Consider the following 21,965-nt stretch of genomic DNA (forward strand, 5'->3'; position numbering starts at 1 on the left):
GCGCGATCCACTTCTCGAGTTGGTAATACTGGATTGGATCTTGAAAGATCTTCCGCGCAGTTCGTGCGTTGTGAGGAACGCGCACATTGCTCAGGTGTGTCCGTTGGCAACTCGCAACTGCGATGTCGTCATGACCCGCACGAGCAGCCGGACCATTGAAATTTTTAGGACCGGAGTGTCGATTCTGCGTCGATCGTCCATGCATCCATTGATGCCTGCCTTACTTCTCTTGCGCGGGACAGATCAGCGGGTTACCCCTCGCATCGATTCGATCGAGCATGTTGATTGCGCCGCACGCCCGACGCAGGCAGATTCACCGATGGGTAACCAGACTCGATACAAGTGTTCTTGCATAGGGTGACAGCGCGTAGTGCATCCAACGCCAGCCGTAGTGGCGACGTGTGAAGAGCAACCATTCCGTGAAAGGCACGCCCTTTGGCGACATCAGATTTTTCCAGCGCTTGCGCATAGGAGCACTCGCGTCCTTCCATGTGCCTTCGGGATTGCCGACAGTGCACTGCCCTACGTATCCCGGAGCTACCATCAGATCGAATCCCATCCGCTTTGCGCGCAAGCCGTAATCCACGTCTCCAAACTGGTGCCGGAAGCCCGGTTCAATGTTCCCCACGGACTTCGCCACTTCGCGCGGAATCAGCGTGAAGTTGCCGTTGACAGTGTCACAGCGCATCACTTCGTAGGTGTGTGGCTTGATCTTCTCAAACTCCAAGACCAAGCCGTGGGCATGCAATTGGAATCCTCCGTAACTGTGCTCGCCTGTGGCCGGGCTAACGGTGCTACCCGCCACGATGGCCGGCTTGCCATGAGCGCTGGCTTCGCGTGCGCATGCAACCACACGAGACATCGCGTCGCGGTAAAGAATGGTGTCATCGTTGAACCACAGGTAAGCGTCAAAGTCCCCTTTCAGCGCTTCGGCAAACGCCGTCCGCATACCACCATTCCAGAAAAGATTGCCGCAACCCTGCAGAATGCAAACCTCAGGAAACAGCTTCCGTACTGCGTCTGCCGTGCCGTCGGTGCTGCCGTCGTCCACCAGGAAGACTTTCATCTCGACGTCATCGATGCCCTGCTGCTGATGCAGCGAACGGAGCGCCATCAATGTAAGTTCGCAGCGGTTGTGGCAGGTCACCAGGACAGCGATCCGGTAAGGTGCGATTGCCCTGGACCACGGCATGGTGTGTTCTTCGGTGTAGGTCATCATCGTATGGGTCTCCCTGCAGGTTACTTTTGCTGGTAGGGCCTATGGCAAAACGGCCGCGGGTGGAAGAATCTCGATCGCTCGATCCCGGTGTCTCCGTGTAACGGCAGTCGTCATTGCCAAATACTCGGCCTTCCGCGCGGAAAACACGGCCATCAGCATCGTGCTCCAGGTAAGCGAAAGGTCGAGGAAGCTCGCCTCTGCAAAGTTGCGAACCAGCAGCATCAGCACGACCATCAGGAGCCAGACACCAGCTCTGCTCCGATACTCGGACCGCAGGCGCCTGGCACGGCGGAGCGACTCTGCAATGAGAAACAGAACAAGCAGCAGTCCAGACACCCCCAGGTTCAGGCAGATGTCCAAGTAGCCGTTATGCGACTGTCCAGGCTTCCAGACTGAAAACTGGTTAATGGAATCTGCCTGCGTTGCCCAGAAGGCGCCGTAGCCATAACCCAGCACCGGTCTCTCGAGAATCTTGGCTGCGACCATCGACCAAATCTCCGTGCGTCCTGTGAAGGTGAGGTCTTTACCCGTGGTGCTCGTAAAGAAGTCGCCAAGGCTGCTGACGGTGAAAGCAAAGATCATAGCGGCGCCGGCGAGTGAAACAAGCAAGACCATGCGGATTTGGCCACTGGATCGCGCATAGAACACACCAATCAGTGCGATTGCCGCAGTCACGACTGCCGTGAACGATTGCGAAAGCACCAGCAGCGCGACGCATACCGCGAGGGCGCCGATGCGAGACAGCGTCCACTTGCGCCCTGCAGCAGCCAGCGCTGCGACTCCGATCGCCATGGCTGCTCCCAGGTCATTCTTTTGTGGGAATACGCCTGTCCATCCCGGAGCAAAATCGCCGTTAGCTGGGAGTGTGAACTGCGCTGGGATGCTCAGTAGACCAAGCACCACCATGCTCGTCGCAGTACATCGCACCAGTTCGGCCGGTCTTAATTCTGCCGCGATGTATGCAGCAGCGACAAGGTAGATCATCAGGTAAGCGCAGGCGCGCACCGTCTCGATAGCGCCGGCGGTCCATAGTATGGACATGGCTGCAAACAGGTACAGCGCCGGTATAGCGGCCATGCTGAACAAGACTGTGCGAATCCGGCGAAGCTTGAGGAATCCCCCAAGGATCGCCGCGCTCGTGAGAAGCACCGTAAACATCAGCAGTAGCGGATCCGAGTTGCCGCCCGAGATTGCAGTCGAGTTACTCCCACCCGCCTGCAGAGCCCCGTGCCCCCCAAGGACGCGCCGCACCGCTCCTGAGGTCATTGCCAGGAAGAAGAACAGGAACACTTTGTCGAATGTCTGCTTCATCTCACTCTTTCATCCGAGGAACGAAAGTGTCGCTAGACTTCCGTAGCAAGCTGCTCTGTGGCCGTGGGTAGTTTCGAGTCCTGCATCATGCTGCGGTACAAGGCTTCATACTTGGACACCGTGCTTTCCAGGCGGTAGGTTGAAGCGGCATGCTCGTATCCGGCATCGCCCACTCGCCGCCGCTGCTCCGGACTGCGGCCGAGTTGAATCATCGCTGCCGCAAGCTCAATGGGATCGCGCATGTTCACCAGGACGCCTGCCTCGCCGTAATTCAAAACCTCTCGAACACCAGGCGTGAAAACACCTGCAAGGACCGGTTTACGCAACGCCATCGCTTCTAAAGCGGCCATCGAAAAAGATTCATCCAGCGACGGATGGACCAATACATCGACGTGGTCGCTCACGCGCGTCAGCAATTCTTCGTAAGGGACGGGACCGACGAACGTTACGCCAACGTTCAGTTTCTGCTTGATCGCCCAGCGGTGCGCCGGACCTCCGGGTTGGTAGTCATAGCCGAACATCAACATCCGAGATTCTGGCGCCGCACGCCGGACACGATCGAAGGCGTATAAGGCTACGGATGCGTTCTTGCGTCTCGACCATCCCTGCAGCACAGTGGCGAAGGTACAGCCCTTACTCTGCGCCATAGGTTTAATCTCAGCTGCGAACCTTTCCGACGACAGCCCATTGTGGATGACGGCGATCTCCGCACCTGTTTTGAAGTAACGGCAAAAGTGTGTCGCTGCATCCTGCGAAACTGCCGTGAAGCGCACACCGCGGGCCGCCACCTCGTATGCCATGAGCAACCGCATCACACGATGCGGATCGCGATAGTAACGGAGGACATTCCATGGCAGATCATGAATGGTAGTGACAGTCCTGACACCAGACCGCAGAGCTCCCAGCGCGAACTCATAGGTCCAATGCGCATGCACGAACGGTGGCGCTGTGCGCTCAATCCTCTCTCGCAGCCAGTCGATCTCTTGGCGATAGTAGTTCCTCGCCAAATGACGTGTGCGGCACGGTCCAACGTGCACCGTCAGCTCTCCCCATCGATACGTCTCTGCGTTCTCGAGGTTTTCGCTTAGCGTGTAAACCGTGACGCTATGCCCGCGTTGCAGCAGCCCGATGATGAGCGGAGTGGTTGCAGTACTGCCAAGACCGGGCGCGACTCCCGCGGTGTCCTGTCCGCAAAATCTTGCCAGAGCATGAATGTCAGTTGGAGCGCAAAGGGCGATCATAGTGGGATCCAACTTTCTTGCTGCACTGGCAGCACGTGAGTGTCGCGTTCGTAGAGCTCGCGCACGATGGTTTGGACACCGCTGCGCGCAGAAAAGCGCTGTCGCACACGGCCACTATCCTCCCTGGCCCTGCCCGCTCGCACGGTTGCGGGCGTAGCCATCAACATACGCAGACCCTCGGCGATGGTCTCCTCGTCCGTTCCGGTCACGACAGTCCAGTGTGTCTCCGCTGCAACATCGCTGAGGCCTTCTACGTTCGAGCACAACAGAGGCACACCAGCAGCAACTGCCTCAATGGCCGAAAGCCCCAACCCCTCCACCAGCGAAGGCATCAGGAATGCATCCGAAGCCCACAGGTACGGCAGCGGGTCGAGCTGCGATCCGGCAAACTTGACTACGTGGGCAAGTCCCAGTTCCGCGGCGGTCGCGCGTTCCGGGAAGTTTGCCTCTTCGCGTCCTACATGCAGGTGGATCAACTGCCTCTCAGACCCCAACCGCGCGAGCGCACGAAGCATCGCCGTATGATTCTTTGCAGAATTGCAATTGCCCACCGATGACGTGACAAATGCATCTTCCGGGAGGTCAAACGACCTGCGCGCAGCCGCGCGTTCTTCGGGCGTCGCCGGGCGAAAATGCGTAACGTCAATCCAGTTCCACGTCCTCACTCCCGGATTGCGGAATCTGTCCCACTCACACGTTCTGACGCCGTCACTCACCATGCCATAGCGCCCCCCGAGGCTACGCACAAAGCCACGTTCGTATCGCTTTCGTGCCTTCAGGAATCCGTCAAACTTGAAGGCATTGTGAGGCGTTACAGCAATGCGCGGTACTCCGGCAAGCTTCGCCAGCGGCGCCACAACCAAAGGAGCAGATTCGGAATGAATGTGCACCACGTCATAACCCGACCTGCACAAGGAATAAACTTCGCGCACGAAGCTCATCCGCGGCAAGAAACGATGGCCACTGCGGAACGGGATGTGAAACACCGCGTAGCCACATGCCCTTATCAGTTCCGCGGCCGGTCCTTCACTTCGCGCTGTTGCCAGTACGTCGCACTCGTACCCCAGCCGCCGCCACTCTGCGTAACTGCTCAGCAACATAGTCTCCATGCCCGAGCGCTCGAGACTATCCATTACATGCAGAACTCGTTTCATACCGTTTGCTCCGTCCGTGTGGACTTAGGGTGCGCGATAGATCGAGGCCGAAGTCGCTGCGCTCAGAACACTGGAGCCATTGCTAACGGCGACCTTCCAGCCGCTCAACGGCACATAGAGCACATCGTTACGCTGGAGTAGCACCTGCTCTGCGTTGCCCTTCTGCATCTTGTTCAGTGGCACGCGGATTTGGGTGTAGCTGTCGCCCTTCGGTCGCACCACCGTCGCCCAGCGCGTCCCCGCTTGCAACGTCGTGCCGCCAGCCAACGAGACCGCCTGAGTCACATTTAGCGATCCGCCATCGACCATCAGGTAGCCACCCGGCCGATTCACCGCGCCCAACACGTACACAATGCCGGACTTGTGCACGATGACCGTGTCACCTGGCTCGATCACCGTAGTCTGCAGTACGTTGCTCTCCTTGCCGCGGACGTAATCCACGTGGCGTGTGGTGGTTCCGCCTTCCTCGGCAGGATGCTGGATCTCGATATCGTTACCGGCAACGTCTGTCTCTCCCGCGGCCAGGGCCAGCACGTCTGCTAAAGGCTTAGGACCAAGCAGCTGGACCCGCCCCGGACTACGTACCTCGCCTAGTACCGAGATGTTCTTGCCTGTGAATTCGATAACGTTCAGCGTCACCTGGGGTCCGATCAGGATCTTTTGCTGCACAAGCTCTTTCGACAACATCGATTCGGCTTCGGCCAGGGTCTTGTCGGCGAGATGAATGCTGCCGAGCAGTGGGACGGTTACATTGCCCTGCGCGTCGATGCGCATCTCGCGAGACATCTCTGGCGTGTCATATATCTCCATCTGCAAGAGGTAACCGGGTGCAAGCTTCAGCTTCTCAAAGTCCTCCGGAGACACCGTCATGCCGCTGCGGCCAACCGAGGAGTTCTTCGTTCCTGGGCTTGAGCTTTCGATGATTCCCGCGTTCACCATTCCGTTCTGCATGTTCTGGGACTGCAGTGGAAATGAGAACGAAACCGCAGCGACCACCGCAGTCGCGCACGCGAGCTTACGCCTGGAACTGGGGAGTTTCGCCATAGTAGTTGCTTCCCTTCTTGTCGTTGCGATACATGGGATATCCGACAACACGTGTATTCATTCCGTTCAGCACAACACCGAGCGGTCGCGCGCGCGAGTTTTCCAAGACGGACAGAGAACTTCGAAGTGCAGACTTCGTCGTCTTTCCCGCGCGCAGCACGAGCAAGTAGCCGTCCGCATAAAGTGACAGCATCTGACCGTCGGCAACTAACAACAGGGGCGGTGAGTCGAGAAAGACATAGTCGTATTGCTTTCTCAATTGATCGAGCATCTGGCGGAAGCGAAGGGAGCCGATTAATTCGGCCGGGTTCTTCGGGATCGCTCCGGCCGGCAGGATCGATAGGCTATCCACATCCGCGGAACGATGGATCGCCTCGGTCAGCGGCACCGATCCGCTCAGGTAATCGCTCAGCCCTTTCCGCTCGGGCCAGTCCACAATGCGTCCCTCAAACGGCCGCCGCATGTCCGCATCAACATACAGCACGCGGTTACCCTGAATTGCAAAGGCCGACGCCGTATTGAAGCACGTCGACGATTTCCCTTCCTGAGGCGCGCCACTTAATACTGCGACCACCGTCGCTGTTGTGTCCCGCTTGCTCACCAACAGCGCTGTGCGCAAGCCACGGTATGCTTCGGAGATGTGCGACTGCGGGGCATGCACCAGCCAGGCATTGGGGCTAGTGGCAGCACCGATCGACATCCGAGCACCATTCGTCGGCAGCGGTTTTCGCTTCGACGGAAAGTCCGGGATGACGCCCAACATGCGGATGGAAGTGACCTCTGCGATCTGTGCAGGGGTAGAGATCGACTCGTCACTATAGTCCCATAGGCATGCGGAGAGCAGACCACAGATCAGGCCAAGTGCACCGCCCATCTCAAGCCGTGTCAGTTCGCGCAGCGAAGACGGTTGCACCGGAACGCGCCCCGGGTCTACCGGCGTAACCTTCGAAGCGTTGATGCCCGCAGCTACCGTCGCCTCTTGCAGTTTCGTATAAAGATCCTGGTAGAGGTTACGGTTCGAATTAGCTTCCTGCTGTAGCAACAGCAATTGGTCAGACTTGGCGCTGATGTTTTGGACCTGCTGCTCCTGCGCTGCGATGCGTCCACGGATTGCGCTGGTCGCAAGCGATGCCATGGTGAAGTCGTTCTTCGCCTGCGCGCGGATGCGCCCCATCTCCGTCTGGATTTGTTCGGCTTGCGCGGTCTCCTGATCGTGAAGCCTTATCAGAATCGGGTTGCGCTCACCATATTTCGACGCGGCGGCAACGATCTGCACCTGCAACTGCCCCTGTTGTTGACGAAGCTGCTGCAGCAGCGCGACATCCGGATTGCCAGGTGACAGCACAGTATCCGCGCCCAGGCTCTGTGCTAGTGTGCTCGACTTACTGCCGAGCACTGCATCGGGATCCTGCGTCTGTGTGGTGCGATAGACAGCTTCCTTTGCAATGCGCGAGACCTCTGCGCTGGTGAGGTCGTGATTCAGCTCAATCAGCCTCTCCACCGGAATGGAATTCGCCGAGGTCATGAGGCCCGCATCCCCCGGATGACCGGTCATGCTCATACCCACCAGCCCAGACTCCTGCTGATACTTCTCCACCTTCGTCTGGCTCTCAGCTACCTTGTTCTTTAGATCCGCAAGCTGCGTCGCCAGCCATGAGGAAGCCTTGGTGCTTGCCTGAAAACGCGACTGAGTGTAATCCGTCATGTAGGAATCCACGATGGCGTTCGCGACCTGACTGCTGCGTACAGGGTCAGGATCCCTGTACGTGATCTCAATCAAGCGAGTTCCTTTAACAAGGCTCACGTTCAACCGCGACTTGAACATGCGCAGAAGTTTGTCGTCTCGGAGGGGGGCCTGCCCCAGCTTCGCATCATCACCATTCATCAAGCTCAGGTAAGGCGGATACTTGTACAGACGAAGCTTTTCGATCACGCGCATCGCGATGTTGTCACTCATAATCACCGCCTGTTGCGTCAGCAGATCGTTGTTCAGATCGTCGATCGTGGCGGAGGCAGAGGAGTTTCCGGAAAGATCGCGCAGGCCAAGCGCGTTTTCCTGCTGCTTGTTCACTTCGACCGTCGCCGTGGAACTGAACTCTCGCGCCGCAAAAAGGCCGGAAGCGCCCCCAAGCACGATGCCAAGAACAAACAGCAACAGAACGATGAACTTTCGCCGCTGAAGGATCTGCAGCACATCGCGAAGTTCCATGTCGCGGCGCGAGTGCGAGCAAAAGTCTTCAGGCTCAGAGAAAGCCAACCCGGCCTTGGATGAAATGGACAAATCAGATGGCATAGAGATCTTTCTTTTCGGGCAGAGATTCCTGCCGTTGTACGGGTGCCTGCAGTGCTATCGAAGAACTGGGGCAAAACGGATAAGATACCGACCGCTGGAGTTCCTCCGCCATCGCGGCAGCCCGAATCAGCCGTTCCGTCGGACGCCGCGATCTCATCCATTGCAAGAGGAAAAACACCATGAAGCGTGGGTTGTGCTTGAGATAGCGATGCGCCAACCGACGCGGTTCTGAGGCTAGTCGGAAGACCCATTCCAGACCACTGCGCATCATCCATCGCGGTGCTTGAGGCTTGGTTCCCGCAAGAAAATCGAAAGCTGCACCCACCGCCAGCAGCACCATCTGGAACTTCCCTCGGTGATCGAAGATCCACTGTTCCTGCTTGGGGCATCCAAGACCGATGAAGAGCATCCGCGCACCCGACTCTGCGAGTTTGCGGACCACTTCCGTATCTTCTTCAGGGCTCAGCGCCCGAAACGGGGGTGAGATCGCGCAGCGCACATCAATCCCCTGAAAGCGCTCCTCCACGACCTTCACCAAGGTCTGCAGCGTATCCTCCCGGCCGCCATAAAAGGCAATCGGTACATGCTCGTCCCGTGCTGCTTCCAGCAAAACTACCGTTGCATCCGGGCCGTAAACTCGCGCTGCCTTGCGGTGCCCAAGCGCGCGCAAGCCCCATACGATGGGCATGCCGTCTGGATTGACAAGATCGGCGGAATTCATACTCGTGCGGAAACCGGGGTTGTCCCACGCCTCCATCACCATATGAACGTTGGCGAATACTACCTCGCGGGGTTCACCCTTCTGGGCCCACGCGATACAACGCGCAGCCGTATCCGCACAACTGCTCACAGCGACATTCACGCCGAGTATCTGGTTCACCATTTCTGCTCCTCACATGCGCGCGATCAAGCAACAACAAAAGAACTTCAGTTCTCGTGATAAGCGAAGACGGGATAACCATGCCCTTTGACCAGAGCATCGCGTTGAGCGTGCTTCAGGTCTTCGGCGACCATCTCTTCCACCAACGCGCGGAAGCTCGTGGTTGGAACCCATCCAAGATCCCGCTTGGCCTTTGCGGGATCACCGAGCAGCGTCTCTACCTCGGTTGGGCGGTAGTAACGCGGGTCGATTGCAACCGCGAGGTTCCCAGCCTGGTCATAGCCGCGCTCATCTTCGCCGCTACCTTCCCAACGAATCGCCAGATCCAGGAAGTGCGCCGCCATCTCCACGAACTCGCGGACGGAGTGTTGCTCGCCGGTAGCGATTACATAATCGCTTGGGGTCTCCTGCTGCAACATGCGCCACTGCATCTCCACGTAATCGCGGGCATGCCCCCAATCGCGCAGAGCATCGATGTTGCCCAGGTAAAGAGTGTCCTGCAGACCCATCTTGATGCGGGCCAGGGCCCGTGTGATCTTGCGAGTGACAAAGGTCTCCCCACGCATCGGCGACTCGTGATTGAAGAGAATGCCATTGCACGCATACATGCCGTAGGCCTCTCGATAGTTCACCGTGATCCAGTAGGCATAAAGCTTTGCCACCGCGTACGGCGAGCGCGGATAGAAAGGCGTGGTCTCTGTCTGAGGGATCTCCTGCACCAGGCCGTAGAGTTCGGAGGTTGACGCCTGGTAGAAACGCGTCACCTTCTCCAGACCACAGATGCGAATGGCTTCCAATAAGCGCAGCGTGCCCAAACCATCCGTATCCGCCGTATACTCTGGCGAATCGAATGACACCTTCACGTGGCTCTGCGCCCCGAGGTTATAAATCTCATCCGGCTGAACTTTTTGGACCAGTCGAATCAGGTTGCTCGAATCCGTCAGATCACCATGGTGAAGGATGAAGCGACGATCCTCGACGTGCGGATCTTCGTAGAGGTGGTCGATGCGTTGCGTGTTGAAGACAGAGGCGCGACGTATGATGCCGTGTACCTCATAGCCTTTTTCAAGCAGAAGCTCCGCTAGATATGACCCGTCCTGTCCCGTGACGCCAGTGATCAGTGCTTTCATTTTGAATAAGCCCTCCAGGTTGGTAGAAGCTCTTCGGACACCACCACAGCAGATCGCCGCGCTAGGGTCGGACCTCTAGACGCCGCGCATGGCAAACATCACCGTGTGCAGCAAAAGGGCCACGTCCATAAAGAAATTGCGGTGACGTATGTAGTACGCGTCGTACTGAGGGTTTTCGTGGATCAGAAACGCTCGGTCTGCACTAAGCTGCCACAGCCCGGTAAGACCCGGAGTGACCTGCAGCCGCTGACGTTGCAGATCGCTGTAGCTCTCCACAATGAATGGCATCTCGGGTCGCGGTCCCACGAGAGACATCTCTCCGCGAAAAATATTCAACAACTGGGGCAGCTCGTCCAGACTGGTGCGTCGCAGCCAACGACCAACACGCGTCACACGCGGATCATGCGAGCTCTGGGGATGGAAACCATATTTCGGCGCGTCTATTCGCATGGAACGGAACTTGTAAAGGCAGAACGGAAAGCCATTCTTGCCGATGCGGTCCTGAGTAAAGAAGACGGGCCCAGCCGAATCAAGCCGAATCGCGAGGGCTATCGCAGCCCATAAGGGCAACAGGAGAACAAGCATTACCGCTGACAACGAAAGGTCAAAGACGCGCTTGCCGAGGTCGTAGCTGCGCCTCGCCGATGGCGCAGCAAGTGACGATATCAGTAGCCCATCGACATCCACGTAACCGGCGGACATCTCAGCCCCGCAGTTCAGAGCGGGCACAAGCGAAACGTTGCATCCCTCTGCAAAAGCCTCGGCGGCCGCTTGGTCGCGTTGCCTGCAATCAATCGAAGGAATACCGATCAGTAGAAGAGTTGCATTGAAACTGCGAATGAGATCGCGAGTCACTGGCCCCCGCGTGATTCGTAGACTATGCTGCCGGCGATATCCCGAGTCATATACCGGCACATCGGCTAACCGCTCATCATCGTCAATGATCGCTACGGGCTGCAGGCCAAGCTTGGGAGAATGTACCAGCGCAGAGAAGATTCTGCGTCCAGTCGCTCCGCCGCCATAGATGATGACATTTTGTATGCCGTATCCGCGGGCGTGCATCGTCCGCACCAGATGCACTTTCAATTGCTTCACGCAGGCAAGTGCAAGTGGTACCATCACGACCGCTCCGGCAAGAACTGCGCGGGATAGCTGGTGTGCCCACAAGAAGTTGAGGAAGAACACCGTGCTGAACGCCATCACCGAAACGCGAAGCACTCGCTCTGTCTCGCGAATGCCCAGCAAACTGCTCGCCGGCGCATACGCCCCATCCCGATCCAGAAGCACAACGTACATTACCGCGAACGCCACCGTCGCGATGATCAATTCCTCGAGTCTGTATTGAACAGTCTTACCGATGTGCAGCTTCTGGTAGAGCCAGTACGAGAAGAGGACAGCGAAAGCGATCGTGGTGAGGTCCACCAGCACCTCAACCAACGTCATCGCGCTCACAAAGCGCTGACGACTCCAGAGCACCGTGTCGGCCAGCTTTGGATTCACTGATGCCGTTAAGGAGAATGCGGGAACTCGAGCTCTTATGCTTTCCATCGAGACCTCACGAATGAGTCAGTATGCGACGGGTCCACCGCGCCCCCGTGTGGGTAACGCGAAGTGATTGCAAGCTCCTGCTGCTTGAAAGAGAAGACTGGGAAGAAAGGGCGCCTACTTCACTGGCGTGGACAGAGCTTCAAGATCAGCCTCATCCACTTCCACCGAGATGCTTTGTTGAATGAGTTCCACCGAGATCACTACGCGGAGCTCATTCTTTTTACGGATCAGAAGGCCTTCATAACCGAAAAGCGGTCCACGCTTTATCCGAACGTTTTCGCCGATCGCAAGGTACGGCTGCGGCTCTACCGACCGCATTTCGAGACCGGCACGCAGGAGATCGATCTCGGTGTCTGGAATCGAAAGCGACTGCCGACGGTTACCGACAATTGACAGCACTCCGGGGATGCCCAGAATCGAACCCCGTTGAGATTGCCGAATACGCGCAAACACATACGTTGGAAACAACGGGAGTTCCAGGACTACCGGCACTCTCTTCTTCCATTCCCGTTCTTGTTGATAGACCGGGAGAAAAGACTCAATCCGACGCAGGCCGATAAGTTCGGCAACGCGCTTTTCGTGACGAGGCAACGTACATACTGCAAACCACCGGAGAACATCGGATTCGCCTCTATCATCGAGAGTCATTGACAGAACCCTCCGTGGGTAGATACGAGCTATTGAGATACAGTCAGGGCTTGCAGTCGAACTCCCGCATCTTCGGGCAAGGCTTCGCCAGGCTTGCTCGGCAGTGCATCTACCGTTCGCTATCGTGAGCCGCATCGGAGATCCATAGCCGCAGACCTCGCGGTGCTGCACCTGGGGCCAAGCGCCTGTACCTGTCGATCTGCACCAGTTTTGAGTGAAGCAAAAACGAGGAAGTATTCCCGGATCATCAAAAGTTCAGCTCTATGTCGCGGAGAGAGCGTTTCAACCCTGCGCTGAGGCTAAGTTTCTTGGTGTCCTGCTACAAGAGGAGAAATGTCTTTGAGAATATCTTCTCTAGTTCGGCACCCACCGGTGGTGGCACCGGGCGTGCAGCTCACAGGATCGATCCCGCTGTACATGAACGATGTCTTTGATCAGTGGAGACACGCGCAGCGCGCCGCCTACCCAGACGTTAATACACCGAGGAGACGAGCGATCATGATCGCCGGGTCGTGCTAGATATCGCGTAAGAGTTCCGAGAGAGGCATTTTAAAGCCGACCGCGAATATCTCCAACGTTGTGAGACTTAGGGATTTATGGCCGCGTTCCAGCTCGCTAACATAGGAGCGGTCAATCCCGAAGCGATCCGCTAATTGTCGTTGAGTCAAATTGTGCTTCTTGCGAAGATCGCGTAGACGCATTCCCAAGCGAACCGTGACGGGAGTATGCATCTGCTTCGGCACAATAGCTAAGCGGGGGGCGGGCCGCGTCGCAACGCTCTGGGCAGAGGAACTGATCATGAGAGGGACCCGTAAGAGAAATGACGTTCCAGGTACAGGCACAGCAATTTTCAGTCGAGGCGGCCGTATCATGCTCTGCTGAAGACGCCTACTACCCAAAGATATAAAACAGCTCCTTCGCGATTATGCAAGAGGTTCTCGAAAATGTGGATTGTAGCCTGCAGTTGCTAAGACCGAAAGCAGCCATAAGCATCACGAATTTGCATCAATGTGCCGAATTATCGCAAATAAGTCGCAGGCATCGAGGGATCACATCCAAGGACGCCAAGGATCTCATTGAGATCAGGTAAGGGTCGAGATATTCATAAGATTCCGGTCCGAACTCCTAGAGAGATTACTGTCCGCATGATCTCCCTATAGGGGATCCAGCGGGTCCGCACCGGCTCCTCCGGGTATTTTTTTGCCGGACGCCTCATTTTCTGCTGGACGCCGCTTATTGTTGCGAGAGTGGCCAGTCCTATCGGTAATATGGGGCATTCAATGGTGGAAATTCGATGTAAGAACACTTCTTGGGCGATCCCATGAAGGAACAGTGAATGGCGCGAAGGTTGAGATCTTTTGAGGAGAACAAGATGTCTGGATACATGCCGGTTGACGCACCGATTTTCATTGCGGGCCATCGCGGCCTGGTAGGTTCTGCGATTGGGCGTGAACTGCGAAGGCTGGGTTACACGAATCTGTTGACGCGGTCTCGTGCAGAGTTGGACCTGTTGCATGCTGACTCTGTTGCCGACTTCTTTTTGAAGGAGCGACCGAAGTTCGTCGTGCTGGCTGCGGCGAAGGTTGGCGGCATTCTGGCGAACAACAGCTATCCGGCAGATTTCATAAGGCAGAACCTGGCGATTCAGAGCAACATCATCGAAGCGAGCTACGCGAATGGCGTCGACCGCCTGTTGTTCCTTGGGTCGAGCTGTATCTATCCGAAGATGGCGCCACAGCCGATGCCGGAGAGCTGCCTGCTGACCGGGCCGCTGGAGCCCACCAACCGACCCTACGCGCTGGCAAAGATCGCCGGCATCGAGATGTGCTGGTCGTTCAATCGGCAGTACGGCACCCGTTACCTGGCGGCGATGCCGACCAACCTCTACGGGCCGAACGACAACTTCGACCTCAACACATCGCACGTCCTGCCCGCGCTGATGCGCAAGACGGCGAAGGCCATTGCAGAGGGTGCGCCAGAGGTCGAGGTGTGGGGCAGCGGAACGCCGAAGCGCGAACTGCTGTACTCCGACGACCTGGCCGAGGCATGCGTCTACCTGCTGAATCTGTCCCAGGAGAAGTACAGCACGCTGCTGCGTGACGACGTTCCGCCGCTGATCAATATCGGCACCGGCGAAGATGTAACGATTCGTGAACTGGCCGAAACTGTTGCTCGTGTCCTCGGGTTCAAAGGAGTGCTACGCTTCGATCCCTCAAAGCCAGACGGTACACCGCGAAAGCTGATGGACGTAAGCCTCATCCACGCGCTTGGCTGGCAACACAGCGTCGCACTGGAAGAAGGGATCAAGCGTACGTGGGAGGCCGTCCAAGGTGAAATCGGAAACTGATACAACGGCAAAGGAAACAGTGGATGGGGCCGCCTTGCTATATCGGTTTCCGCGATGCAGTAGTCATAGACTACAGTCGACAGCCTTAAGGATTCAGAAGATTTGAAGGCAAGACATGGATGCTACCTTTCGTTATCTGATGCATATCCATTTCGTAAGATCAGCGACGAGTCAATCTGCTTCGCATGGTCGCCCGAAACCGCCCCGTACATCGATCAGTGGGCGGTTGAATCGGTCTGATAACCATCAGTCAGCGTCTTCAAAAATGAAACGATCGCAGCTTCTTCCTGTGGACTCAGACCGAGGTCTCCCAACTGCTTCTTATTCACGTTTACAGAGCTCTCCGGCGGTGGCCAGCATGAGAGTTTTTCGCCCGGATGTTCGGGCGTGCAGATGGGCAGGACATCGCGGGTGTTATAGAAATGAACTACTTCCTGCAAACTCTTGAAGTATCCGTTATGCATGTAGGCCTTCACGAATTCCGGCGAAGGGCGCATGTCGACGTTGCGTAAGGTCGGGACCTGGAATTTGCTCTCAAACTGAGTGGCTAGCGGGGTCCAGGATGAATCCGGGTTGGACTGTCCGCTCAGGCTCCTTGACTTTCGTAGAAATCCCCCGACACCTGGATCGACGTACCGCTGTCCGTCTGGGTTGGGCTTATAGCCCAAAGCGTCTGTTCCGCCTTCGAAGTAAATCTGCAAGTCGGGATTTCGGGGTACGCCGAGATTCGAAGCGGTGAAATCCGTGAACAAAGGTTCTTCTCCTGGGCCACCGTCACGGTGGCAGGCGTTGCACTGCGCCTTCCCGCGGAAGAGCGAGTAGCCAAGAGCTTCCTGCGCGGTGAACTTCGCTCTCCCGGTCTGGACGAAGTCATACTTCGATGTAAATGGGCTCACTTCTGGAGAGATTTCATAAGCGGAGATCGCGAGGGCAAAGCCATCGTAGGCTCGATCGGCCCGGGCACGATCCGAGTTGTTAAGGTGCACGGGGTAAGGGTCGCTCCCGGGCGCGGGCGCGGGCGTTGAACACACGCGTTCGACATTCGCGGGCCAACGGATCGAGAAGGAGTCCTGGCCCCACACGGTCTCAAAGAGTCGCCTGTAGCTGGCCTGCGAGAGACGATAGACCAGGCATGCCGAGTCGGGTAAGCCCATCTCGACGGGGTTAGTCGGCGGTGCCTGGGCCTGCTCCGCATTGGGGCTTTGCAGGCGATACCCGCTCGCCCTCATATCCCAGAAGTTGCCACCGACAAGGTCGCCTTGCAGGGCATCGTAGTGCAGAACGGGCGCATATGCAGCGTACATATAGCTTTGCGGCTTGCGGTTGCTGAATCGGGCTCTTACCGAACCTGGATAGGCGATTGCGCTCTGATTCAAGGATTCGATGGGCCCCGTAAAGCCGGTATTTGGCGTATGACAGAAGCTGCAAGCTTCGTTCTTGTGAACGGACAGGTTCTTGTCGAAGATAAGCAGTTTTCCGAGGGTGCGTATCTGCCCTTGTCGATCGAGCGTGGTGATCGCTTTCTGATCGAAGGCTTTCTTTTCGATGTCGTCGATCTCAGCGACGACGCGAGCCACCTCCCTGTCGAAATTGGCGGGCATCTTTCCGCAACAAGGAGTCCCTTGCAGGCCTGTCGTTGACTGAGCGGTCCGCCGCGCTTTCTCTTGGTTCTTGGCGGCGACTGGAAACAACGCCACCGCGATCGCGGAGCAAAGCATCACCTTCCTGAATCTGAGTGTCACGATGTTCCTCTCTTATGGCGAACGCCATGACATCCTGCGTCGATCATGGAAGGGAGCTTAGCCCCTTCGCGGACCTTCTGCCTCCCCCTTTCGAGGAGTTCCGAGGCACCCATAACTTGCAATGACTTCGTTCTTACTTCACCCGATACTGAAAGCGGCGAGCCAGTCACCGCGGCGCCAAGAATGCTGGCCTGGTGATTCCGAATCAATACGGAACGACGGTTGTTTTATAGATAGGCGCAGATTCGCGCGAGGAGATTTGCAATGAACATGCAGCTACAAGGAAAGACAGCCATCATCACCGGAGGCACAGGTGGTATCGGTTTTGCAATTGCTGCATCGCTCGCTGCCGAGGGCGCTGAGGTCACCATCACCGGGCGTACGCAGGAGTCGATCGACAAGGCTTTGGGCGAGTTAAGTGCTTCTGTCGGATCGGATGCCAAAGTGAAGGGACTTGCGGCGGATCTCGGAACGGCGGGCGGAGCCAGGACGCTTCTCTCAGCCCTTCCGGCGACCGACATTCTGGTGAATAACCTCGGCATCTATGAGGCCAAGGCGTTTGGCGACATCACAGACGAAGACTGGCTGCACCTGTTCGAAGTCAACGTGATGAGTGGCGTGCGAGCTTCGCGCGGCTATCTACCGGGCATGATCGGGAAGAATTGGGGACGCATCATCTTCATCGCCAGTGAGTCCGCGATCATGGTGCCGCAGGAGATGATTCACTACGGCATGACGAAGACGGCTCAACTCACCATCTCGCGCGGCCTGGCGGAGACCACCAAGGGCACCGGCGTTACTGTCAACGCAGTGCTTCCCGGCCCTACCCGGTCCGCGAACATCATGGAGTTTTTGCGTTCGGTCTCGGAGCATCCTGACGCTGGTGAAGCCGCTGTTGAGGCAGAGTTTTTCGATAAGTACCGTCCAACGTCGCTCCTGCATCGGCTGATTGAGTCGGAAGAGATCGCGCACCTTGTGACCTATCTTGCAAGTCCGCTCTCTTCGGCCACCAACGGTGCCGCACTTCGTGCCGAAGGCGGCCTTGTTCGCAGCATCGTCTAGCGTCTTGAGGTGAGTAGTGGAACTTCCCTATCCTCACCCCTCGGCCTGCTGGATCGCGCGATTCACATCGCTTCCATTCATCTCTGCATTCAGGAATGCCACGGACGTTGGCAGCTCGACGTGCAGACGATGAATGGGAGAGATTCTTATCGTTACGTCCTGCGCAATAAAATCGAGCATATGGCCGCCGACCGTCTTGTCTTCGCTCAGAAAATGAAGGTGGAAGCCAGCGACTTGAAATCCCTGCGCGTAATCGGGTGAGAGAAACCCAACCAGAGTACCCTTTGTCAGGCGGACGATGTTCTCCGCGTCGTCTCCAGCTGCTTCCGTCAGGGGTGGGTATGGTCTGGTCTGCTTTGCGACCGTTCGCGTTCGTACCTCTTGGAACAGTCCTTCGATTTGCACCGCGGTGAAGAGATTCTTCTGGGCTGCCCATGCAATGATCGGCAGCAAGTCATTCCTGCTGACTGTGGCCGTGACACGCAATTCCTGCTGTGGAACGAAGTGCGTGACAGCGGCAAAGGGCGTCTTCTGGTCTGGACGCACGGGCGTTGCGGTGCCGTCTGAGTGCAACTGATAGAACTCACCCTCGGCGGCGACCATCTCGCCATCCAGACCGTTGAACGTTCCAAGACCAAAGTCACCGTGACGCATAACTTCGACGAACTCCATCTCGCCGTCGTACACGCCTTGCAGTAGTGCTGTGATGAGTGACGTTTGATAAAGCTCACCGGACGCCGTATCCCCAGCGATCCTGCGCCATGCAACCTTGCTCGCGTCCATGCCAATAGTCCTTAGTCCCACGCGTTGGGCAGCACGTGTTGTCCGATCTCGAGATTGTGGCTGTAGTCAACGGGCATATCCACAACGACGACGCCGGGAGTGTTCAACGCCTTCTCAATGACCGTACGCAGACTGGAAGGTGTTTCGACCCGCATGCCGATCGCTCCCATACTCTCCGCGTAGCGGACAAGATCAGGATTGCCAAACTGTACGCCAGAGGTGCGGCCAAAGCGAAGCTGCTGCTGGAAGGCCACCATGTTGTAGCCTCCATCGCGAAAGACGAACACTGTGAGATTGAGCTTGTGCCGGACCGCTGTCTCCAGTTCCATGGAGGAGTAGAGGAAGCCTCCATCGCCGACCGTCGCGACAGCCTTCCTGCCGGGATAGAGGAAGCTTGCCGCCATGGCCCACGGAATGCCTACCCCCAGGGTCTGCTGACCATTGCTGAAGAGCAACCGGCGAGGCTCGTACTCGAAAAAGTGACGGGCCATCCAGATGTGATGGGATCCCATGTCACTCGCAATCACCGTACTATCGTCCACGAGTTCGCGCAAAGTGAGCACAAAGTGCAAAGGATGCACAAGCGGGCCAGTCTCCCTGGCCGGCGGGGTCTGCAGCAAGCGTAACTCCTGCTGAATGGCCTGCAATTCCGGCGTAGAAACACCCGTGCGCGTCCCAAGCTCCTCCGCAAGTGCGGCCATGGTGGCGGAGACATCGCCGATCAGTTGCACTTGAGGCTGATAGTGGTTATCGATCACTGCTGCAGTGTCGTCCAGATGAAGGATGGTCGCGCGTCCCGCAGCGTTCCACGCATCCGGACCATACTCGACGGGGTCGTAGCCGATGGTGAGCACGACGTCAGAGAGTGCAAGGACCTTATCGCCTGGTTGGTTGCGAAAGAGACCAATGCGTCCATGGAAGTTGGCCGTGAGATCCCGCGAAACAGTGCCCGCTCCCTGGTAGGTGCCGACAGTGGCCATGGGGTACGAAGTCAGAAAGGCGCGGATGGCACTCACTGCCGCAGGTTCACTTGCCCCCATGCCTAAGAGAAGCACCGGCAGCTTTGCCTTGCGCAGCGTCAACGCTGCATCGTGGATACACTCGGACGGCGCTGCACCGAGACGTGGTGCCTCACTCCAAGGCATTGCAGGAATATCGGTTGCAACGGACTGCACATCCTGCGGGAAAGCGAGGAATGCAGCACCGGCCCGTGGGGATACGGCTGCGGCGAAGGCATTGGCAACGACCTCGCCCGCTGCTTCCGGCGTTGGGATGGCGGCGCTGTACTTCGTCACCGGCTTCATGATGGTGACGGAGTCCATGGTTTGATGGACTTGCTTAAGAGTGTCCGTGAGCGGCACGACACCCCCGATGGCGACCATGGGATCGCCCTCGGACGTAGCCGTCGCGGCAGCCGTCACGAGGTTGGACGTGCCGGGGCCCGATGTGACAAGACATACACCGGGCCGGCCAGTAAGACGACCGACCGCCGCCGACATGAATCCTGCGTTCTGTTCATGTCGGCAGACAATAAGCTTCGGCACATCTGGAATATCCAACATCGCGTCGAAGACAGGCATGATCTTCCCGCCGGGGATCCCGAAGATGTGCGAGACACGCTGCTCGGTCAGGCCTTGGACAAGAAGGTGTGCCGATCTCCTGGTCCATGCCGACGTCTTCCCCGTGTTGCCCTCCGATTCACTTTGCAATGGTTGCCTCGCGATCCTGCGGTGCGGAGCGAATCGTGGACACATCGAGCTTCAGGTGCGCCTGCGCCATCTTGTCCGGCATGCTTGCGATCCACTGGTTGAGCGAGATGTCCGCATAGGTGTGGCTCTTGAACGCCTCGAGAAAGACGATGTCTTCCGTGCCGGTGTTCTCAATGCAGTGACCTGCCATGCTGGGGACGAAGCCCACATCATTCGCATTGAAGTCCATGGTGCGAGCGGTACCACCGGTCGTCACGACGGTCATGCGGCCCTTGCCCTGCAACCAGTACTGCCACTCCCCTGTGTTCGGGTGCCAGTGCATTTCACGCATGGCTCCGGGCTTGATGATTACGATAGCCGCGGAGATCGTCGTTGACACCGGGAAATTCTTCGAGTCGATGATGTAGACACTGCCCGTGGACGTAAGCTGTGCCGGTTCCATCTCAGACTTCTTGAACGTGTACCGATTCACGGTCTCCAGTCGATCTCCAAGAAATTCCTTATCGGACTCAAGGGAATCTGGAAGCGCGGCCGGGAAGATGTAGAGCTGCTTATCAGGAAGCTGCTTCCACTGCTCTTCTGTCCATCCGGTATTCTTCTGGACGAGTTCCGGCGATGTATGCGCAAGAAACTCCGACAGCAGAAACGTGTCGTCCTCCGAGAAGTCTCCCTGATCGAAGACGAGCAGGAACTCGCAACCCTCACCGCCCAGGCCCTGGATCGAATGGGGCATGCCCGCAGGGAAATACCAGAGATCACCCGCCGCAAGATCATCGATGAACATTTTGCCGTTTGGCTGGAAGACGGTAACGCGTGCCTTCCCGGTAAGCATCAGTGCCCACTCATTCGCGTGGTGCCAATGCAGTTCACGAAATGAACCATCCGTCAGCCGCATGTTTACGCCGGCGATGTCCGTGGAGGAAGGCAGTTCTCTTTGCGTGACCTGGTGCGTCCAGCCGCCAGGCTGCACTCGCTTCGGGGCGAGGTCAAAGGAATACCATAAGGGGCCCGGATTGCCATGGTCCGTTGCGGGAGGCGTGTTGGAGTCCGGGTTTTCGATAAGAAGCACTTCGTTCTCAGGGCCGGGATCGTTCTGTGCGATGGCGTTTCGCTTCGCATCGGGGACAGTGTTGGAATTCATTCATTTCTCCTGTCGAGCAGTTTGTGCTTGAGTAACGGGCAGGTTGGAGATGCGTGCGATGTTGGCCGGATGACTGGCAAGCGTTGCCAGGATCAAGGGGAGGCAAAGAAACAGTGGCGCGTATGTTGTCGACGCGCGTTGGGCTGCAACCGCAGAGAGTGCTCCTGTGACGAAGCCCACGAGGACAGAGCAGGAGATGATGGCTGCGATCCCGGCCCCTGCTTGGTCAGTCCCCCTGCGACCACGGGTCAGGGTGATGACCGCCTTCGTGAGTCTTGTCACGGTGCCGGTCATATAACTGACATGCACAACAACACCGTCGGCGACGCCTGTGTAGCCGTTCTGTACTCCGAGGCAGAGGGCGAGCACGACCAAGAGCGCCCATGTAAACCAATGCGAAAGGCGGACCCCGTCAAGCACTATCGTGCAGAGAAGCAGGCATTGGAATAGAAGCACGATCCAGTGGACCAGTCGCACACGGCTCTTCTGCGCGATGATGCCAATTACAGTGGCCAACAGGAACGCTGCAAGGGCGACAAGCGGCTTGAGCATCGCGAGCGTATGTCCCGAAGCAGCGGAGGTGATGAGCAGGACCAGATTGCCCGTAATGTGTCCCGTGAAGCTGCCCGCGACCATGAAGCCTGTTGCGTCCGCATAGCCTCCAGCGAAGCTGTAGCAGAAGGTCGAAACCATATCTCCATAAGCAGGCTGTG

The 21,965-nt window shown here is 57.4% G+C and carries 19 protein-coding genes; 3 read left to right on the forward strand and 16 right to left on the reverse strand.

Going from position 1 to position 21,965, the window contains the following annotated elements; all coding sequences use genetic code 11:
* Positions 1-313 precede the first annotated feature (313 nt).
* From BLW03_RS01120 to BLW03_RS21240, 11 genes are all read right to left on the reverse strand, one after another.
* Positions 314-1,219: a glycosyltransferase family 2 protein gene (locus BLW03_RS01120; RefSeq protein ID WP_083350231.1), complete on the reverse strand. Its 906-nt coding sequence runs from the start codon at positions 1,217-1,219 to the stop codon at positions 314-316.
* A gap of 39 nt (positions 1,220-1,258) precedes the next feature.
* Positions 1,259-2,530 (reverse strand): O-antigen ligase family protein, encoded by a 1,272-nt coding sequence (locus BLW03_RS01125; protein ID WP_074651963.1) that lies wholly within the window; start codon positions 2,528-2,530, stop codon positions 1,259-1,261.
* 32 nt (positions 2,531-2,562) lie between these two features.
* Positions 2,563-3,771 (reverse strand): glycosyltransferase family 4 protein, encoded by a 1,209-nt coding sequence (locus tag BLW03_RS01130; RefSeq protein WP_074651964.1) that lies wholly within the window; start codon positions 3,769-3,771, stop codon positions 2,563-2,565.
* The gene (locus tag BLW03_RS21175) at positions 3,768-4,925 is read right to left on the reverse strand and encodes a glycosyltransferase (protein ID WP_083350232.1); all 1,158 of its coding nucleotides are present in this window, start codon (positions 4,923-4,925) and stop codon (positions 3,768-3,770) included. Before BLW03_RS21175 ends, BLW03_RS01130 begins: the two co-directional genes overlap by 4 nt.
* A 24-nt stretch (positions 4,926-4,949) precedes the next feature.
* Entirely contained in the window at positions 4,950-5,969 is a 1,020-nt protein-coding gene (locus BLW03_RS01140; RefSeq protein WP_074651966.1) for a polysaccharide biosynthesis/export family protein, read from the reverse strand.
* Positions 5,941-8,178 carry a GumC family protein gene (locus BLW03_RS01145; protein WP_074651967.1) on the reverse strand — a complete coding sequence of 746 codons (2,238 nt, stop codon included), beginning with the start codon at positions 8,176-8,178 and terminating at the stop codon, positions 5,941-5,943. Before BLW03_RS01145 ends, BLW03_RS01140 begins: the two co-directional genes overlap by 29 nt.
* Positions 8,179-8,251: 73 nt before the next feature.
* Positions 8,252-9,025, reverse strand: coding sequence for a WecB/TagA/CpsF family glycosyltransferase (locus BLW03_RS01150; protein ID WP_212733105.1), 774 nt, complete (start codon positions 9,023-9,025; stop codon positions 8,252-8,254).
* A gap of 164 nt (positions 9,026-9,189) precedes the next feature.
* The gene (gmd, locus tag BLW03_RS01155; protein ID WP_074651969.1) at positions 9,190-10,272 is read right to left on the reverse strand and encodes a GDP-mannose 4,6-dehydratase; all 1,083 of its coding nucleotides are present in this window, start codon (positions 10,270-10,272) and stop codon (positions 9,190-9,192) included.
* Positions 10,273-10,347: 75 nt separating this feature from the next.
* Entirely contained in the window at positions 10,348-11,772 is a 1,425-nt protein-coding gene (locus BLW03_RS01160; protein ID WP_212733106.1) for a sugar transferase, read from the reverse strand.
* A gap of 162 nt (positions 11,773-11,934) precedes the next feature.
* Positions 11,935-12,468 carry a UpxY family transcription antiterminator gene (locus tag BLW03_RS01165; protein WP_212733107.1) on the reverse strand — a complete coding sequence of 178 codons (534 nt, stop codon included), beginning with the start codon at positions 12,466-12,468 and terminating at the stop codon, positions 11,935-11,937.
* Positions 12,469-12,983: 515 nt separating this feature from the next.
* Positions 12,984-13,340 (reverse strand): helix-turn-helix domain-containing protein, encoded by a 357-nt coding sequence (locus BLW03_RS21240; RefSeq protein ID WP_083350236.1) that lies wholly within the window; start codon positions 13,338-13,340, stop codon positions 12,984-12,986.
* Positions 13,341-13,840: 500 nt separating this feature from the next.
* Here BLW03_RS21240 and BLW03_RS01175 point away from each other — a divergent pair, with 500 nt between their 5' ends.
* Entirely contained in the window at positions 13,841-14,815 is a 975-nt protein-coding gene (locus BLW03_RS01175; RefSeq protein ID WP_083350237.1) for a GDP-L-fucose synthase family protein, read from the forward strand.
* A 215-nt stretch (positions 14,816-15,030) separates the two neighbouring features.
* Here BLW03_RS01175 and BLW03_RS01180 read toward each other — a convergent pair whose 3' ends face one another.
* A complete protein-coding gene (locus BLW03_RS01180; protein ID WP_074651972.1) occupies positions 15,031-16,416 on the reverse strand; it encodes a cytochrome-c peroxidase in 1,386 nt (461 codons plus the stop codon).
* Positions 16,417-16,486: 70 nt separating this feature from the next.
* Here BLW03_RS01180 and BLW03_RS21110 point away from each other — a divergent pair, with 70 nt between their 5' ends.
* Both BLW03_RS21110 and BLW03_RS01185 read left to right on the forward strand, forming a co-directional pair.
* Entirely contained in the window at positions 16,487-16,618 is a 132-nt protein-coding gene (locus BLW03_RS21110; protein ID WP_280138025.1) for a hypothetical protein, read from the forward strand.
* Positions 16,619-16,827: 209 nt separating this feature from the next.
* Positions 16,828-17,619 carry an SDR family NAD(P)-dependent oxidoreductase gene (locus BLW03_RS01185; RefSeq protein ID WP_244501908.1) on the forward strand — a complete coding sequence of 264 codons (792 nt, stop codon included), beginning with the start codon at positions 16,828-16,830 and terminating at the stop codon, positions 17,617-17,619.
* 33 nt (positions 17,620-17,652) lie between these two features.
* On the opposite strand, the gene budA is transcribed toward BLW03_RS01185, so the two are convergent.
* The 4 genes from budA to BLW03_RS01205 are packed head-to-tail and all read right to left on the reverse strand — an operon-like array spanning position 17,653 to position 21,945.
* Complete coding sequence (gene budA / locus BLW03_RS01190) at positions 17,653-18,402, reverse strand: acetolactate decarboxylase (RefSeq protein WP_074651974.1); 750 nt, start codon at positions 18,400-18,402, stop codon at positions 17,653-17,655.
* A gap of 11 nt (positions 18,403-18,413) precedes the next feature.
* Positions 18,414-20,156, reverse strand: coding sequence for an acetolactate synthase AlsS (alsS, locus tag BLW03_RS01195; protein WP_083350239.1), 1,743 nt, complete (start codon positions 20,154-20,156; stop codon positions 18,414-18,416).
* Complete coding sequence (locus tag BLW03_RS01200; RefSeq protein WP_074651976.1) at positions 20,101-21,252, reverse strand: cupin domain-containing protein; 1,152 nt, start codon at positions 21,250-21,252, stop codon at positions 20,101-20,103. Before BLW03_RS01200 ends, alsS begins: the two co-directional genes overlap by 56 nt.
* Positions 21,253-21,945: a DUF1275 family protein gene (locus tag BLW03_RS01205; protein ID WP_074651977.1), complete on the reverse strand. Its 693-nt coding sequence runs from the start codon at positions 21,943-21,945 to the stop codon at positions 21,253-21,255.
* Between the last annotated feature and the right edge of the window lie 20 nt (positions 21,946-21,965).

This window comes from Terriglobus roseus, from assembly GCF_900105625.1.
Classification (GTDB): Bacteria; Acidobacteriota; Terriglobia; order Terriglobales; family Acidobacteriaceae; genus Terriglobus; species Terriglobus roseus_B.